This is a genomic window from Sinomicrobium kalidii, assembly GCF_021183825.1.
GTDB lineage: Bacteria > Bacteroidota > Bacteroidia > Flavobacteriales > Flavobacteriaceae > Sinomicrobium > Sinomicrobium kalidii.
Genome location: NZ_CP089211.1, coordinates 3175445 through 3188128 on the forward strand (window position 1 = coordinate 3175445; position 12684 = coordinate 3188128).

A 12684-nucleotide genomic window follows, 5' to 3' on the forward strand; every position below is an offset into this window, starting at 1 on the left:
GAAAATGAGTCAGAAAATAAGAATAAAATTAAAATCATACGATCACAATTTGGTGGACAAATCTGCAGAGAAGATCGTGAAAACGGTAAAGACTACCGGGGCTGTGGTAACGGGGCCTATTCCGTTGCCAACCCATAAAAAACTGTTTACGGTACTGCGTTCACCGCACGTGAATAAAAAGTCAAGGGAGCAGTTTCAGTTGAGTTCTTATAAGAGGTTGCTGGATATTTACAGCTCCTCTTCCAAAACGATCGATGCGTTGATGAAGCTTGAGCTGCCTAGTGGAGTTGAAGTGGAGATCAAGGTTTGATGATCGTCTGACCCGGGAAAATTGGTCCCGGCGACATGTCCGGAGCGTTTCGCAAAGGAAAAACGGAAACAAAAAATATATTCAGGGTTGAAATATGTTTTTTGACCCTGAATTTTTTGGAATAGTAAATTAAAGTAGTAACAAAACGGTTGGGTTTGGGTTGCGGGTATAAACCGCAGCGGAATCTAATCAAAAATCAAAAATCAGTATGTCTGGGTTAATTGGTAAAAAGATTGGCATGACCAGCATTTTTGACGAGAACGGGAAGAATGTTCCGTGTACCGTTATTGAAGCAGGTCCATGCGTGGTTACCCAAGTCAGAACCAATGAGGTTGACGGGTATGAGGCTCTTCAGCTTGGTTTCGATGACAAGGCAGAAAAACGTGCTAACAAGGCCGAGTTGGGCCACTTTAAAAAAGCAGGGGTTTCGCCTAAGAAAAGGATCGTCGAGTTCCAGGGCTTTGAAGGAGAATTTAAATTGGGCGATACCATAACGGTAGAACACTTTACAGAAGGTGAGTTCGTCGATGTGGTGGGTACGTCCAAAGGAAAAGGTTTCCAGGGTGTGGTTAAACGACACGGTTTTGGCGGAGTAGGACAAGCTACTCACGGTCAGCATAACCGTTTAAGAGCGCCCGGGTCTATAGGTGCGGCATCTTATCCTTCCAGGGTGTTCAAAGGAATGCGAATGGCCGGCAGGACTGGAGCTGAAAAAGTAACAGTAGAAAACCTGAAAGTGTTGAAAGTGGTTCCGGAAAAGAACCTTGTAGTTGTTAAAGGCTGTGTTCCGGGGCATAAAAACGCTTACGTAATAGTTCAGAAGTAATGGAAGTAGCAGTATTAGATATAAACGGAAAAGAAACAGGCAGAAAAGCGAAGCTTTCTGATGCTGTTTATGCAATAGAGCCAAACAATCATGCTGTTTATCTCGATGTGAAGCGTTATCTGGCCAATCGGCGTCAGGGAACACATAAATCCAAGGAAAGAGGGGAGATTGCCGGAAGTACCAGGAAGATCAAAAAGCAAAAGGGAACCGGTACCGCACGTGCGGGCAGCATAAAATCCCCCATATTTGTTGGAGGAGGGAGAATCTTTGGCCCGAGGCCGAAAGATTACACGCAGCGGCTTAATAAAAATGTAAAGCGACTTGCTCGTAAATCTGCCCTGAGCATGAAGGCAAAGGAAGAAGCGATCGTTGTTTTGGAGAACTTCAATTTGGATGCTCCCAAAGTCAAAGATTTTACTTCTGTCCTGAAAGCCTTAGGGTTAGAGAACAAAAAATCGCTGTTTGTATTGGGTGAGCCAAATAAAAATGTATATTTGTCGTCACGCAATTTAAAAACTTCCGAGGTTGTAAATGTCTCAGAATTAAGCACTTACAAGATATTAAATGCAAGTAATGTAGTGCTTCTTGAAGGTGCGTTGGAAGGAATTGAGTCGAATTTAAGCAAATAAGGGAACCATGAGTGTGTTAATAAAGCCTATTATTACGGAAAAAGTGACCGCCGACAGCGAAATTTATAATCGTTATGGTTTCATTGTAGACAGGAATGCCAATAAGTTGGAGATTAAAGATGCTGTAGAAGCAGCCTATGGTGTTTCTGTAGAGAAGGTTCGAACCATGAATTACGGTCCTGAAAGAAGTGTGCGCTATACCAAAGCCGGTATTCAGTACGGCAAGACCAACGCTTTTAAAAAGGCGATTGTTCAGGTAGCAGAAGGAGATACTATTGATTTTTATAGTAATATATAAGGAAAGACAAAAATGTCAGTTAGAAAATTAAAACCGATAACCCCGGGGCAGCGTTTTAGAGTAGTAAACGGATTTGACGCGATTACTGCTGATAAGCCGGAGAAGAGCTTGCTCGCTCCGTTAAAAAAGTCCGGGGGAAGAAACAGTCAAGGAAAAATGACCATGCGCTACAGAGGTGGTGGTCATAAGCGGAAGTATCGTGTTGTAGATTTCAAGAGAGATAAGGTTGGCGTAGAAGCTACCGTGGAGTCTATTCAATACGACCCGAACAGAACGGCGTTTATTGCGTTGCTGAAATACAGTGATGGTGAGAAGCGATATGTGATCGCCCAAAACGGTTTAAAAGTCGGACAGACCGTGGTTTCCGGTCCGGGAGGTGCTCCTGAGATAGGAAATGCGATGCCGTTGTCTGACCTTCCGTTGGGGACAGTGATTTCTTGTATAGAACTACGTCCGGGACAGGGGGCTGTTATGGCTCGTAGTGCCGGTGCCTTTGCGCAATTAATGGCAAGGGAAGGAAAATATGCTACGGTTAAACTCCCTTCCGGGGAAACCAGGCATATTCTTGGGGCGTGTTATGCTACTATCGGAGTGGTGTCTAATTCAGATCATCAGCTGGTTATATCCGGTAAAGCGGGTAGGAAGAGATGGCTTGGAAGAAGGCCGAGAACAAGACCTGTTGCAATGAACCCGATAGATCACCCGATGGGTGGTGGTGAAGGAAGGGCTTCCGGAGGACATCCGAGGTCCAGAAACGGAGTTCCGGCCAAAGGCTTTAAAACCCGTTCCCGAACCAAGGCAAGTAATAGGTATATTGTAGAACGTAGAAAGAAATAAAAGAAATCACAGATGGCACGTTCGTTAAAGAAAGGACCTTACGTTCACTATAGTTTGGAGAAAAAGGTGCAGCAAAACATAGAGTCAGGAAAGAAAACGGTTATTAAAACCTGGTCCAGGGCTTCTATGATAACACCGGATTTTGTTGGGCAGACTATAGCAGTACATAATGGTCGTCAGTTTGTTCCCGTATATGTTACGGAAAACATGGTGGGACATAAGTTAGGAGAATTTTCGCCGACAAGGTCCTTCAGGGGGCACGCCGGTGCAAAGAATAAAGGAAAAAAATAATAGGAGGCTATGGGAGTTCGCAAAAGACAAAGAGCAGAGCAAATAAAGGAAGCTAAGAAGAGCTTGGCGTTTGCAAAGTTGAATAACTGCCCTACTTCGCCCAGAAAAATGCGCCTTGTTGCGGATTTGGTAAGGGGTCAGAAAGTAGAAAAAGCGCTTGCTATTTTGAAGTTCAGTCAAAAGGAGGCATCCCGTCGTCTGGAAAAGCTTTTGCTTTCGGCAATCGCTAACTGGCAGGCAAAGAACGAAGATGCCAATATAGAGGAAGCAGACCTGTTTGTAAAAGAAATCCGCGTGGATGGAGGAAGTATGTTGAAAAGGCTTCGTCCCGCTCCGCAGGGTCGTGCACACAGGATCAGGAAACGTTCCAACCATGTAACACTGGTGCTTGGAGCTAATAATAACACACAAAGCTAAGAGATAAATGGGACAAAAGACAAATCCAATCGGAAATCGCCTTGGTATTATCAGAGGATGGGAGTCCAACTGGTATGGAGGTAAAAACTACGGTGATAAAATCGCCGAAGACGATAAGATAAGAAAATATGTTCATGCTCGTTTATCGAAAGCCAGTGTTTCCAGGGTAATTATTGAGCGTACCCTGAAGCTTGTAACCGTTACTATCACCACCGCACGTCCCGGTATTATAATCGGTAAAGGCGGCCAGGAGGTAGACAAGCTGAAAGAAGAGCTCAAGCAGATTACCGACAAAGAGGTCCAGATCAACATCTTTGAGATCAAAAGACCGGAATTGGATGCCAATCTCGTGGCAGCAAGTGTCGCCCGTCAGATAGAAAGCAGGATCAGTTACAGGCGTGCGATAAAAATGGCTATTGCTGCGGCGATTAGAATGAATGCAGAAGGAGTGAAAGTACAGATATCCGGTCGTTTGAACGGTGCTGAAATGGCGCGTTCCGAAGCGTATAAAGAAGGCAGGATACCGTTGTCAACTTTCAGGGCTGATATTGATTATGCACAAGCCGAGGCACACACTACTTATGGTAGGCTCGGTGTTAAGGTGTGGATCATGAAAGGCGAGGTTTACGGCAAGAGAGAATTGTCCCCGCTCGTTGGAATGTCCAAAAAGCAGGGCGGAAAAGGCGGAGGCAAAAAAGCGCGTCGCAGAAAGTAATTTTTTAAAGTAGGAAAAAATGTTACAGCCAAAGAAAACCAAATATCGTAAACAGCAGAAAGGACGTATGAAAGGAGATTCCCAGAGAGGACATCAGCTTTCTAACGGAATGTTTGGCATAAAATCTCTGGATTCGTCTTTCATTACTGCCCGTCAGATAGAGGCGGCACGTATTGCAGCAACCCGTTATATGAAAAGGGAAGGGCAACTGTGGATAAAGATATTTCCGGACAAGCCGATCACCAAGAAGCCTCTTGAAGTGCGGATGGGTAAAGGTAAAGGTGCAGTAGAGTATTGGGCTGCAGTTGTTAAACCAGGTAGAATTATGTTTGAAATCGGTGGTGTGCCAATGGATGTCGCTAAAGAAGCATTGCGTCTTGCGGCCCAAAAACTTCCGGTGCGGACAAAATTAATTGTGGCAAGGGATTATTCAGCTTAATATTTGAGGAATTATGAAACAGTCAGAAGTTAAAGAATTATCTGTTGCCGAGCTGCAGGAAAAGCTTGGTGAATTCAAAAAGAATTATGCAGATCTAAAAATGGCTCATGCTATTACTCCGCTGGAAAATCCGCTTCAGCTTAGAAAAGTAAGAAGAACGGTTGCAAGATTGGCCACTGAGCTCACTAAAAGAGAATTACAATAATTCTATGCTGCTTTAAGATGGAAGAAACAAGAAAATTAAGAAAAGAAAGAATAGGTGTCGTTACCAGTAACAAAATGGAAAAATCCATAGTGGTTTCCGAGGTGAAACGGGTAAAACACCCTATGTACGGAAAGTTCGTGTTGAAGACTAAAAAATATGTCGCACACGACGAAAAGAACGATTGCAACATTGGCGATACGGTAAAAATAATGGAGACACGTCCGTTGAGTAGAACCAAGTGTTGGAGGTTAGTTGAAATCATTGAAAGAGCGAAGTAATTATGGTACAGCAAGAATCAAGATTAAAAGTAGCCGATAATACCGGGGCTAAGGAAGTTCTGGCAATTCGTGTTCTCGGAGGTACGAAAAGACGATATGCTTCTGTAGGTGACAAAATTGTGGTTACGGTAAAAGAGGCCACCCCGAACGGAAGTGTAAAAAAAGGACAAGTGTCTACGGCAGTTGTAGTTCGTACCAAAAAGGAAGTAAGAAGGCCGGACGGCTCTTACATCCGTTTCGATGACAATGCTTGCGTACTGTTGAATGCTGCCGGTGAAATGCGCGGAACGCGTGTTTTCGGGCCGGTTGCCAGGGAACTTCGCGACAAGCAGTTTATGAAGATCGTATCATTAGCACCAGAAGTGCTGTAATACATTGACAAAATGATAAAGCTAAAGATAAAATCAGGAGATACAGTAAGGGTTATTGCCGGAGACCACAAAGGAGAGGAAGGTAAGGTCCTTAAAGTAGATCGTGAAAAGAACAAAGCGGTCGTGGAGGGTGTGAACATGGTTTCCAAACATCAGAAACCAAGTGCCCAGAACCCACAGGGAGGGATCGTTAAGAAAGAAGCTCCTCTGCACATATCCAACCTGTCTTTGATAGACCCGAAATCTAAAGAGACCACAAGGGTAGGATATGAAGTAAGAGATGGCAAGAAAGTAAGAGTTTCCAAGAAATCTAATGAAGTAATTTAGTTATGGCTTACATTCCGAGATTGAAACAAGAGTACAGGGAAAGGGTAATTTCTGCTCTTACAGAAGAATTTGGATATCAGAACGTAATGCAGGTACCTAAACTGGAAAAGATCGTGATCAGCCGTGGTGTAGGAGCTGCAGTTGCCGATAAAAAACTGATAGATCACGCTGTTGACGAACTTACCATGATAACCGGGCAAAAAGCCATATCTACCGTATCTAAAAAGGACGTTGCTTCGTTTAAACTCCGGAAAGGGATGCCCATAGGGGCAAAAGTAACCCTCAGGGGAGAACGGATGTACGAATTCCTGGACAGACTGGTAACTACAGCTTTGCCAAGGGTGAGGGACTTTAACGGTATTAAGGCTACCGGTTTTGACGGAAGAGGAAATTATAACCTCGGTGTAACCGAGCAGATCATATTTCCCGAAATCGATATTGACAGGGTGAACAAAATTTCCGGTATGGATATTACCTTTGTAACCACTGCCGATACCGATAAAGAGGCAAAATCATTGTTAAGCGAATTAGGATTACCTTTTAAAAAGAACTAAGTATGGCTAAAGAATCCATGAAAGCCCGCGAGGTGAAGAGACAGAAGCTTGTTGCAAAGTATGCCGAAAAACGCAAGGCGCTGAAAGAAGCCGGCGATTATGAGGCATTGCAGAAACTGCCCAAGAATGCTTCACCGGTAAGGTTGCACAACCGTTGTAAACTCACAGGCAGACCCAAGGGGTATATGAGAGTTTTCGGTATATCTCGTGTTACCTTCCGCGAAATGGCAAACCAGGGATTGATCCCGGGGGTAAAAAAAGCAAGTTGGTAAAATTTTAACTGGTAGTAAGTTCGGCAGATGCCGAAAACTGTTACCGCAAACAGATACAGATGTATACAGATCCGATAGCAGATTATTTGACGAGAATCAGGAACGCCAACAGCGCGGGGCACAGGGTTGTGGAAATTCCTGCTTCTAACCTGAAGAAAGAGATTACCAAGATCCTGTTCGATCAGGGGTATATCCTGAGTTACAAGTTCGAAGAGAAGAGCGTGCAGGGAATCATAAAGATAGCATTGAAATACGATAAGGCCACCAAGGAACCGATTATCAGAAAAATACAGCGTATAAGTAAACCCGGGTTGCGTAAATATGTTGGCTCTGGCGATCTGCCCAGGGTATTGAACGGTCTCGGTATTGCCATCGTCTCTACTTCTCATGGAGTAATGACCAGCAAACAGGCCCAGAAAGATAACGTGGGTGGTGAAGTATTGTGTTACGTTTACTAAATTATAAAGACAAGAAAAATGTCAAGAATAGGTAAGAGTCCGATTAATATACCCGAAGGTGTTACCGTAACCATAGATGGTAGTACGGTTACCGTAAAAGGTAAATTAGGCGAATTGACCCAAGAGGTTAAAGACATTGCTGTGAAGCAAGAGGATGGACAAATTGTGATAGAAACCACTGCGGATACCAAAGACCAGATAGCAAGGAGCGGTTTGTACAGAAGCCTTATCTATAATATGGTGGAAGGGGTATCTGCCGGATTTACCAAAGAACTGGAATTGGTAGGTGTAGGATACAGGGCGAGCAACCAGGGTCAAAAACTGGATCTGGCTCTCGGTTTTTCCCATAATATAGTACTGGAACTGGCTCCTGAAGTTAAGGTGGAAACGGTGTCTGAAAAAGGGAAAAATCCCATTATAAAACTTACATCCCACGATAAGCAATTGGTAGGCCAGGTAGCAGCAAAGATCCGTTCATTCCGTAAGCCGGAGCCTTATAAAGGTAAAGGGATTAAGTTTGTCGGTGAGCAATTAAGGAGAAAAGCAGGTAAATCAGCTTAATAATTAGCATTATGGCATTATCAAAGACGGAAAGAAGACAACGTATAAAGAACAGGATCAGAAAGGTGATCAGTGGTACTGCTGAAAAACCGAGACTGGCTGTTTTTAGAAGCAATAAAGAGATTTATGCACAACTGGTAGATGATGTAAAAGGGGTTACCCTCGTAGCGGCATCTTCCAGGGATAAAGAGATCGCAGGTTCAAAAGGCACCAAAATAGAAGTATCTGCTTTGGTTGGAAAGGCAATAGCCGAAAAAGCATTGAAAGCCGGAATCGAAACCGTTTCTTTTGACAGAGGCGGGTATTTGTATCACGGAAGAGTAAAATCATTAGCAGAAGGTGCTAGGGAAGCAGGACTAAAATTCTAAGAAATTATGTTTCAGAAATACAAAAACGCAGAATTGGTAAAACCCGGCGGACTGGAATTAAAAGACCGCTTGGTTGGCGTACAGAGAGTTACTAAGGTTACCAAAGGAGGTAGAGCATTCGGTTTTTCTGCTATTGTGGTAGTTGGTGATGAAAACGGTGTTGTAGGACATGGCCTGGGCAAATCCAAAGAAGTTGCCGATGCCATATCCAAAGCCGTGGAAGATGCCAAGAAAAACCTCGTTCGTATTCCTTTGAACAAGGGAACCCTGCCGCATGAGCAAAAAGGGAAGTACGGAGGTGCCCGGGTGTATCTTCAGCCTGCTTCTCATGGTACCGGTGTTATTGCCGGAGGTGCGGTACGATCCGTGCTCGAAGCTGTGGGTGTACACGATGTATTGTCGAAATCCCAGGGGTCTTCCAACCCCCACAATGTTGTAAAAGCCACTTTCGATGCCTTGTTGCAACTGAGGGGAGCCAATACAATAGCCGTACAGCGGGGCATTTCTTTAGAAAAAGTTTTTAAAGGATAAACAAGGATAAAAATGGGAAAGATCAAAGTTACACAAGTAAAGAGCAATATTAAGCGTCCTCAGAATCAAAAGAGAACGCTGGAAGCTCTTGGCCTTAAACGAATAGGACAGGTAGTAGAACACGATGCTACGCCAAATATCCTTGGTATGGTAAATAAAGTTAAACATTTAGTTTCTGTAGAAGAGGCTTAATTAATAATATTAATATGAGCTTAAGTAACTTACAACCGGAAGAAGGTTCAGTACACAAGGACGGAAAGCGAGTTGGGCGAGGACAAGGTTCCGGAAAAGGTGGCACTGCAACACGAGGTCACAAAGGGGCCAAGTCGCGTTCCGGATACTCTAAGAAGATCGGTTTTGAAGGCGGGCAAATGCCACTTCAAAGACGTGTGCCTAAATTCGGTTTCAAAAATATAAACCGCAAAGAATACGTAGGTATAAACCTGAGTAAATTACAGGACATGGTGGACAAAGGTGTGATCACCGACACCGTGGATATGGATATTTTAATAAACAACAAAGTAGTGAAACGGTCCGACCTGGTTAAAATACTGGGCGGGGGTGAACTGAAAACAAAGTTGAAAGTATCTGTACATAAGTTTACTGCAAGTGCTAAAGCTGCCATTGAAGAGGCAGGTGGAGAAGCGGTAACTTTATAAGAAAAAACCGACCATGAAGAAATTTTTTGAGACACTAAGCAATATTTGGAAGATAGAGGAGCTTAAAAGCAGGATACTGGTAACCCTCGGGTTGCTGTTGGTATACCGCTTTGGTACACAAATAGTACTTCCGGGTATTGATTCGGTGCAACTGGCTGAACTGACCAGTAATACAGACACCGGTTTATTGGGTATTCTCAATGCATTTACAGGAGGGGCGTTTGCCAATGCTTCTGTTTTTGCACTGGGTATTATGCCGTATATATCAGCTTCTATTGTAGTGCAGTTAATGGGGATAGCTATTCCATACTTGCAAAAATTACAAAAGGAAGGAGAAAGCGGTAGGAAAACCATTAACCAGATCACCCGTTGGCTTACCATAGCCATTTGTGTGGTGCAGGCACCTGCTTATCTGTACGGTCTGGGTGCTCTAGGTGTTCCCGATAGTGCCTTCCTGCTCGGTAAAGGGCTCGATTTTATCATTCCGTCGGTTATAATTCTGGTAACCGGTACGATATTTGCGATGTGGCTCGGTGAAAAAATCACCGATAAGGGTATTGGCAATGGAATTTCATTGCTCATCATGGTTGGTATAATAGCGGTATTGCCACAGTCTTTTGTACAGGAATTCGCTTCCAGGGTCAATGAGAATAACGGGGGATTAATGTTAATCCTTATCGAACTGGTGATCTGGTTTGTGGTTATACTGGCCAGTATTATGCTGATAATGGCAACAAGACAGATACCCGTACAATATGCCAGAAGGACCACTACCGGCGGATATGAAAAAAATGTATTTGGCTCCAGGCAGTATATTCCGCTGAAGCTGAATGCCTCCGGGGTAATGCCTATCATCTTTGCACAGGCCATTATGTTTGTGCCCGGAGCGTTGGCCGGCCTGTCGAATTCCGAAGCCGCGCAGTCGGTAAAAGCTGCTTTTATGGATATTTTCGGGTTCTGGTATAATCTGGTCTTTGCATTGCTGATTATAATTTTCACGTATTTTTATACGGCTATAACTGTGCCCACGAATAAAATGGCTGATGACCTAAAGAGAAGCGGGGGCTTTATTCCCGGAATAAAACCCGGAAAAGAAACCGGGGATTATTTGGATAAAATTATGTCCCTGATAACCTTCCCCGGGTCGATATTCCTGGCAGTAATTGCCATTTTACCGGCCTTTGTAGTGAAAATCGTTGGGATGCAGCAGGGCTGGGCCCTTTTTTATGGGGGAACATCTTTGCTTATTATGGTTGGAGTAGCGATAGACACCATGCAACAAGTGAACTCCTACCTGCTCAACAGGCATTACGACGGTTTGATGAAAACAGGTAAGAACAGAAAAGTAGTAGCTTGATACAGATAAATTATGAGCTGTAGGTTTAAAATTATATAGTATAAATAATCGTAAAACCTATCTGTCGTTGGGACAGGTCATAAAAAATCAGAAATATAAATGGCTAAACAAGCAGCAATAGAACAAGACGGAACCATTATCGAAGCATTGTCTAACGCGATGTTTCGGGTAGAACTTGAAAACGGTCATGTGGTTACTGCTCATATATCCGGTAAAATGCGTATGCATTATATAAAACTGTTGCCTGGTGATAAGGTAAAACTGGAAATGAGCCCGTATGACCTTACTAAAGCTAGAATCACTTATAGGTACTAAAATAGTTTAAGGTTTAACGTTTAAAGTTCCATGCCGGTCTTAAACCTTGAACCTTGAACCTTGAACTTTGAATCATTATGAAAGTAAGAGCATCATTAAAAAAGAGAAGTCCCGAGTGCAAAATTGTGCGTCGTAAGGGGAAATTGTACGTAATTAATAAAAAGAATCCTAGATTTAAACAAAGACAAGGGTAATTATGGCAAGAATCGCAGGAGTAGATATACCAAAATACAAAAGAGGGGTTATTGGGTTGACCTATATTTTTGGAATTGGAAAAAGCAGGGCCAAGGAGATTTTGGCTAAGGCTGAAGTAAACGAAGATACCAAAGTGTCTGATTGGACCGATGACGAAATTAACCGTATTCGCGAGGCCGTAGGTGCTTATAAGATCGAAGGGGAATTGCGTTCCGAAGTACAGTTGAACATTAAACGTTTAATGGATATAGGATGTTACAGGGGTATCCGTCACAGAATCGGGTTGCCGCTAAGAGGACAGCGTACCAAGAACAATTCCAGGACAAGAAAAGGTAAACGAAAAACTGTTGCCAACAAGAAGAAGGCGACTAAATAAGTAGGGTAATATGGCAAAGTCAAATACAAAAACTTCCAGAAAACGCAAAGTCGTTGTAGAGTCTGTAGGTGAGGCGCATATTTCTGCATCATTTAACAACATTATTATATCCCTGACCAACAAGAAAGGTGATGTGATAGCTTGGTCGTCTGCCGGTAAAATGGGGTTTAAAGGATCTAAGAAAAACACCCCCTATGCCGCACAGATAGCTGCCGAAGATGCTTCGAAAATCGCACAGGAAGCTGGTCTTAGAAAGGTGAAAGTCTATGTAAGAGGACCGGGTAACGGAAGAGAGTCGGCTATCCGTACCATTCACAATGCCGGTATAGAAGTAGCGGAAATAATAGACGTTACACCATTACCGCACAACGGATGTCGACCACCGAAAAGAAGAAGAGTTTAAGTAACAAGTAAAAAAAACGGGGATAGTTAACGATTATCGAAGGATAAGCCTTAATTCATAATCATCCCCTTAAACAGATTTAACATGGCAAGATACAGAGGTCCAAAGACCAAGATCGCAAGGAAATTCGGAGAGCCGATCTTTGGAGACGACAAATCTTTTGAAAAGAAAAATTACCCTCCGGGACAACACGGAAATAACCGGCGAAGAGGGAAAAAGTCCGAATATGCTATCCAGTTGATGGAAAAGCAGAAGGCAAAATATACTTATGGTATCCTGGAGAAACAGTTCAGGAACCTTTTTGAAAAAGCTAACCGAAGCAAGGGAGTTACCGGTGAAGTTTTGCTTCAACTGTGTGAATCCCGTCTGGATAACGTAGTGTTCAGAATGGGGGTTTCTCCTTCCAGGAGAGGTGCAAGACAGTTAGTGTCACACCGTCATATTACCGTTAACGGGGAAATCGTAAACATCCCTTCATATGCTTTAAAACCCGGCGATGTTGTTGGAGTTCGTGAAAAATCCAAATCCCTGGAAGTGGTAGAGAATTCTATTGCCAACAATTCCAGTGTGTACGAATGGATAAGCTGGAACTCCGAAAAGAAAGAAGGGACCTTTGTATCTGTTCCGGAAAGAATACAGATTCCGGAAAATATCAAGGAACAATTAATCGTCGAGTTATACTCTAAATAATA

General features: G+C 43.3%; 27 protein-coding genes. All 27 read left to right on the forward strand.

The window, feature by feature from the left end:
- Positions 1 to 4 precede the first annotated feature (4 nt).
- Positions 5 to 310 carry a 30S ribosomal protein S10 gene (gene rpsJ, locus LS482_RS12685; protein ID WP_072318085.1) on the forward strand — a complete coding sequence of 102 codons (306 nt, stop codon included), beginning with the start codon at positions 5 to 7 and terminating at the stop codon, positions 308 to 310.
- A gap of 208 nt (positions 311 to 518) precedes the next feature.
- Complete coding sequence (gene rplC, locus LS482_RS12690) at positions 519 to 1136, forward strand: 50S ribosomal protein L3 (RefSeq protein ID WP_233027892.1); 618 nt, start codon at positions 519 to 521, stop codon at positions 1134 to 1136.
- The gene (gene rplD, locus LS482_RS12695; RefSeq protein WP_233027893.1) at positions 1136 to 1765 is read left to right on the forward strand and encodes a 50S ribosomal protein L4; all 630 of its coding nucleotides are present in this window, start codon (positions 1136 to 1138) and stop codon (positions 1763 to 1765) included. Before rplC ends, rplD begins: the two co-directional genes overlap by 1 nt.
- A gap of 7 nt (positions 1766 to 1772) precedes the next feature.
- Positions 1773 to 2063 (forward strand): 50S ribosomal protein L23, encoded by a 291-nt coding sequence (rplW, locus tag LS482_RS12700; protein WP_233027894.1) that lies wholly within the window; start codon positions 1773 to 1775, stop codon positions 2061 to 2063.
- A gap of 12 nt (positions 2064 to 2075) precedes the next feature.
- Positions 2076 to 2900 (forward strand): 50S ribosomal protein L2, encoded by an 825-nt coding sequence (rplB, locus tag LS482_RS12705; RefSeq protein ID WP_233027895.1) that lies wholly within the window; start codon positions 2076 to 2078, stop codon positions 2898 to 2900.
- A gap of 12 nt (positions 2901 to 2912) precedes the next feature.
- Positions 2913 to 3191, forward strand: a complete 279-nt coding sequence (gene rpsS, locus LS482_RS12710) for a 30S ribosomal protein S19 (protein ID WP_112369858.1) — start codon at positions 2913 to 2915, stop codon at positions 3189 to 3191.
- Between the two features lie 9 nt (positions 3192 to 3200).
- On the forward strand, positions 3201 to 3608 hold the full coding sequence (gene rplV / locus LS482_RS12715) for a 50S ribosomal protein L22 (protein ID WP_233027896.1): 408 nt from the start codon (positions 3201 to 3203) through the stop codon (positions 3606 to 3608).
- A 7-nt stretch (positions 3609 to 3615) separates the two neighbouring features.
- Positions 3616 to 4323, forward strand: a complete 708-nt coding sequence (rpsC, locus tag LS482_RS12720; protein WP_233027897.1) for a 30S ribosomal protein S3 — start codon at positions 3616 to 3618, stop codon at positions 4321 to 4323.
- Positions 4324 to 4342: 19 nt separating this feature from the next.
- Positions 4343 to 4762 carry a 50S ribosomal protein L16 gene (gene rplP / locus LS482_RS12725; protein WP_233027898.1) on the forward strand — a complete coding sequence of 140 codons (420 nt, stop codon included), beginning with the start codon at positions 4343 to 4345 and terminating at the stop codon, positions 4760 to 4762.
- Between the two features lie 13 nt (positions 4763 to 4775).
- On the forward strand, positions 4776 to 4967 hold the full coding sequence (gene rpmC, locus LS482_RS12730) for a 50S ribosomal protein L29 (RefSeq protein WP_233027899.1): 192 nt from the start codon (positions 4776 to 4778) through the stop codon (positions 4965 to 4967).
- A 17-nt stretch (positions 4968 to 4984) separates the two neighbouring features.
- Positions 4985 to 5245: a 30S ribosomal protein S17 gene (gene rpsQ, locus LS482_RS12735; RefSeq protein ID WP_233027900.1), complete on the forward strand. Its 261-nt coding sequence runs from the start codon at positions 4985 to 4987 to the stop codon at positions 5243 to 5245.
- Positions 5246 to 5247: 2 nt separating this feature from the next.
- Complete coding sequence (rplN, locus tag LS482_RS12740; protein WP_233027901.1) at positions 5248 to 5616, forward strand: 50S ribosomal protein L14; 369 nt, start codon at positions 5248 to 5250, stop codon at positions 5614 to 5616.
- Positions 5617 to 5628: 12 nt separating this feature from the next.
- Positions 5629 to 5943 carry a 50S ribosomal protein L24 gene (rplX, locus tag LS482_RS12745; RefSeq protein ID WP_233027902.1) on the forward strand — a complete coding sequence of 105 codons (315 nt, stop codon included), beginning with the start codon at positions 5629 to 5631 and terminating at the stop codon, positions 5941 to 5943.
- A gap of 2 nt (positions 5944 to 5945) precedes the next feature.
- Positions 5946 to 6497 (forward strand): 50S ribosomal protein L5, encoded by a 552-nt coding sequence (gene rplE / locus LS482_RS12750; protein WP_233027903.1) that lies wholly within the window; start codon positions 5946 to 5948, stop codon positions 6495 to 6497.
- Between the two features lie 2 nt (positions 6498 to 6499).
- Positions 6500 to 6769 (forward strand): 30S ribosomal protein S14, encoded by a 270-nt coding sequence (gene rpsN, locus LS482_RS12755; RefSeq protein ID WP_233027904.1) that lies wholly within the window; start codon positions 6500 to 6502, stop codon positions 6767 to 6769.
- 59 nt (positions 6770 to 6828) lie between these two features.
- Complete coding sequence (gene rpsH / locus LS482_RS12760) at positions 6829 to 7227, forward strand: 30S ribosomal protein S8 (RefSeq protein ID WP_233027905.1); 399 nt, start codon at positions 6829 to 6831, stop codon at positions 7225 to 7227.
- Positions 7228 to 7245: 18 nt separating this feature from the next.
- On the forward strand, positions 7246 to 7788 hold the full coding sequence (gene rplF, locus LS482_RS12765; RefSeq protein WP_233027906.1) for a 50S ribosomal protein L6: 543 nt from the start codon (positions 7246 to 7248) through the stop codon (positions 7786 to 7788).
- Between the two features lie 11 nt (positions 7789 to 7799).
- Positions 7800 to 8156, forward strand: a complete 357-nt coding sequence (gene rplR, locus LS482_RS12770) for a 50S ribosomal protein L18 (RefSeq protein WP_233027907.1) — start codon at positions 7800 to 7802, stop codon at positions 8154 to 8156.
- Positions 8157 to 8162: 6 nt separating this feature from the next.
- Positions 8163 to 8687, forward strand: a complete 525-nt coding sequence (rpsE, locus tag LS482_RS12775; protein ID WP_233027908.1) for a 30S ribosomal protein S5 — start codon at positions 8163 to 8165, stop codon at positions 8685 to 8687.
- Between the two features lie 12 nt (positions 8688 to 8699).
- Complete coding sequence (rpmD, locus tag LS482_RS12780) at positions 8700 to 8879, forward strand: 50S ribosomal protein L30 (RefSeq protein ID WP_233027909.1); 180 nt, start codon at positions 8700 to 8702, stop codon at positions 8877 to 8879.
- Positions 8880 to 8893: 14 nt separating this feature from the next.
- Positions 8894 to 9346: a 50S ribosomal protein L15 gene (rplO, locus tag LS482_RS12785; RefSeq protein WP_233027910.1), complete on the forward strand. Its 453-nt coding sequence runs from the start codon at positions 8894 to 8896 to the stop codon at positions 9344 to 9346.
- 13 nt (positions 9347 to 9359) lie between these two features.
- Positions 9360 to 10703, forward strand: coding sequence for a preprotein translocase subunit SecY (secY, locus tag LS482_RS12790; RefSeq protein ID WP_233027911.1), 1344 nt, complete (start codon positions 9360 to 9362; stop codon positions 10701 to 10703).
- A gap of 99 nt (positions 10704 to 10802) precedes the next feature.
- Entirely contained in the window at positions 10803 to 11018 is a 216-nt protein-coding gene (gene infA, locus LS482_RS12795) for a translation initiation factor IF-1 (RefSeq protein WP_011710675.1), read from the forward strand.
- Positions 11019 to 11095: 77 nt separating this feature from the next.
- Entirely contained in the window at positions 11096 to 11212 is a 117-nt protein-coding gene (gene ykgO, locus LS482_RS12800; RefSeq protein ID WP_112369842.1) for a type B 50S ribosomal protein L36, read from the forward strand.
- Positions 11213 to 11214: 2 nt separating this feature from the next.
- Positions 11215 to 11589 carry a 30S ribosomal protein S13 gene (rpsM, locus tag LS482_RS12805; protein ID WP_233027912.1) on the forward strand — a complete coding sequence of 125 codons (375 nt, stop codon included), beginning with the start codon at positions 11215 to 11217 and terminating at the stop codon, positions 11587 to 11589.
- Between the two features lie 10 nt (positions 11590 to 11599).
- The gene (gene rpsK, locus LS482_RS12810) at positions 11600 to 11992 is read left to right on the forward strand and encodes a 30S ribosomal protein S11 (RefSeq protein ID WP_233027913.1); all 393 of its coding nucleotides are present in this window, start codon (positions 11600 to 11602) and stop codon (positions 11990 to 11992) included.
- Between the two features lie 84 nt (positions 11993 to 12076).
- Positions 12077 to 12682: a 30S ribosomal protein S4 gene (gene rpsD, locus LS482_RS12815; protein ID WP_233027914.1), complete on the forward strand. Its 606-nt coding sequence runs from the start codon at positions 12077 to 12079 to the stop codon at positions 12680 to 12682.
- Positions 12683 to 12684: the final 2 nt, after the last annotated feature.

What these genes read in the sequence shown, in the direction of transcription:
- rpsJ (WP_072318085.1), top strand. Translation starts at nt 5, where the DNA reads ATGAGTCAGAAAATAAGAATAAAATTAAAATCATACGATCACAATTTG.
- rplC (WP_233027892.1), top strand. Translation starts at nt 519, where the DNA reads ATGTCTGGGTTAATTGGTAAAAAGATTGGCATGACCAGCATTTTTGAC.
- rplD (WP_233027893.1), top strand. Translation starts at nt 1,136, where the DNA reads ATGGAAGTAGCAGTATTAGATATAAACGGAAAAGAAACAGGCAGAAAA.
- rplW (WP_233027894.1), top strand. Translation starts at nt 1,773, where the DNA reads ATGAGTGTGTTAATAAAGCCTATTATTACGGAAAAAGTGACCGCCGAC.
- rplB (WP_233027895.1), top strand. Translation starts at nt 2,076, where the DNA reads ATGTCAGTTAGAAAATTAAAACCGATAACCCCGGGGCAGCGTTTTAGA.
- rpsS (WP_112369858.1), top strand. Translation starts at nt 2,913, where the DNA reads ATGGCACGTTCGTTAAAGAAAGGACCTTACGTTCACTATAGTTTGGAG.
- rplV (WP_233027896.1), top strand. Translation starts at nt 3,201, where the DNA reads ATGGGAGTTCGCAAAAGACAAAGAGCAGAGCAAATAAAGGAAGCTAAG.
- rpsC (WP_233027897.1), top strand. Translation starts at nt 3,616, where the DNA reads ATGGGACAAAAGACAAATCCAATCGGAAATCGCCTTGGTATTATCAGA.
- rplP (WP_233027898.1), top strand. Translation starts at nt 4,343, where the DNA reads ATGTTACAGCCAAAGAAAACCAAATATCGTAAACAGCAGAAAGGACGT.
- rpmC (WP_233027899.1), top strand. Translation starts at nt 4,776, where the DNA reads ATGAAACAGTCAGAAGTTAAAGAATTATCTGTTGCCGAGCTGCAGGAA.
- rpsQ (WP_233027900.1), top strand. Translation starts at nt 4,985, where the DNA reads ATGGAAGAAACAAGAAAATTAAGAAAAGAAAGAATAGGTGTCGTTACC.
- rplN (WP_233027901.1), top strand. Translation starts at nt 5,248, where the DNA reads ATGGTACAGCAAGAATCAAGATTAAAAGTAGCCGATAATACCGGGGCT.
- rplX (WP_233027902.1), top strand. Translation starts at nt 5,629, where the DNA reads ATGATAAAGCTAAAGATAAAATCAGGAGATACAGTAAGGGTTATTGCC.
- rplE (WP_233027903.1), top strand. Translation starts at nt 5,946, where the DNA reads ATGGCTTACATTCCGAGATTGAAACAAGAGTACAGGGAAAGGGTAATT.
- rpsN (WP_233027904.1), top strand. Translation starts at nt 6,500, where the DNA reads ATGGCTAAAGAATCCATGAAAGCCCGCGAGGTGAAGAGACAGAAGCTT.
- rpsH (WP_233027905.1), top strand. Translation starts at nt 6,829, where the DNA reads ATGTATACAGATCCGATAGCAGATTATTTGACGAGAATCAGGAACGCC.
- rplF (WP_233027906.1), top strand. Translation starts at nt 7,246, where the DNA reads ATGTCAAGAATAGGTAAGAGTCCGATTAATATACCCGAAGGTGTTACC.
- rplR (WP_233027907.1), top strand. Translation starts at nt 7,800, where the DNA reads ATGGCATTATCAAAGACGGAAAGAAGACAACGTATAAAGAACAGGATC.
- rpsE (WP_233027908.1), top strand. Translation starts at nt 8,163, where the DNA reads ATGTTTCAGAAATACAAAAACGCAGAATTGGTAAAACCCGGCGGACTG.
- rpmD (WP_233027909.1), top strand. Translation starts at nt 8,700, where the DNA reads ATGGGAAAGATCAAAGTTACACAAGTAAAGAGCAATATTAAGCGTCCT.
- rplO (WP_233027910.1), top strand. Translation starts at nt 8,894, where the DNA reads ATGAGCTTAAGTAACTTACAACCGGAAGAAGGTTCAGTACACAAGGAC.
- secY (WP_233027911.1), top strand. Translation starts at nt 9,360, where the DNA reads ATGAAGAAATTTTTTGAGACACTAAGCAATATTTGGAAGATAGAGGAG.
- infA (WP_011710675.1), top strand. Translation starts at nt 10,803, where the DNA reads ATGGCTAAACAAGCAGCAATAGAACAAGACGGAACCATTATCGAAGCA.
- ykgO (WP_112369842.1), top strand. Translation starts at nt 11,096, where the DNA reads ATGAAAGTAAGAGCATCATTAAAAAAGAGAAGTCCCGAGTGCAAAATT.
- rpsM (WP_233027912.1), top strand. Translation starts at nt 11,215, where the DNA reads ATGGCAAGAATCGCAGGAGTAGATATACCAAAATACAAAAGAGGGGTT.
- rpsK (WP_233027913.1), top strand. Translation starts at nt 11,600, where the DNA reads ATGGCAAAGTCAAATACAAAAACTTCCAGAAAACGCAAAGTCGTTGTA.
- rpsD (WP_233027914.1), top strand. Translation starts at nt 12,077, where the DNA reads ATGGCAAGATACAGAGGTCCAAAGACCAAGATCGCAAGGAAATTCGGA.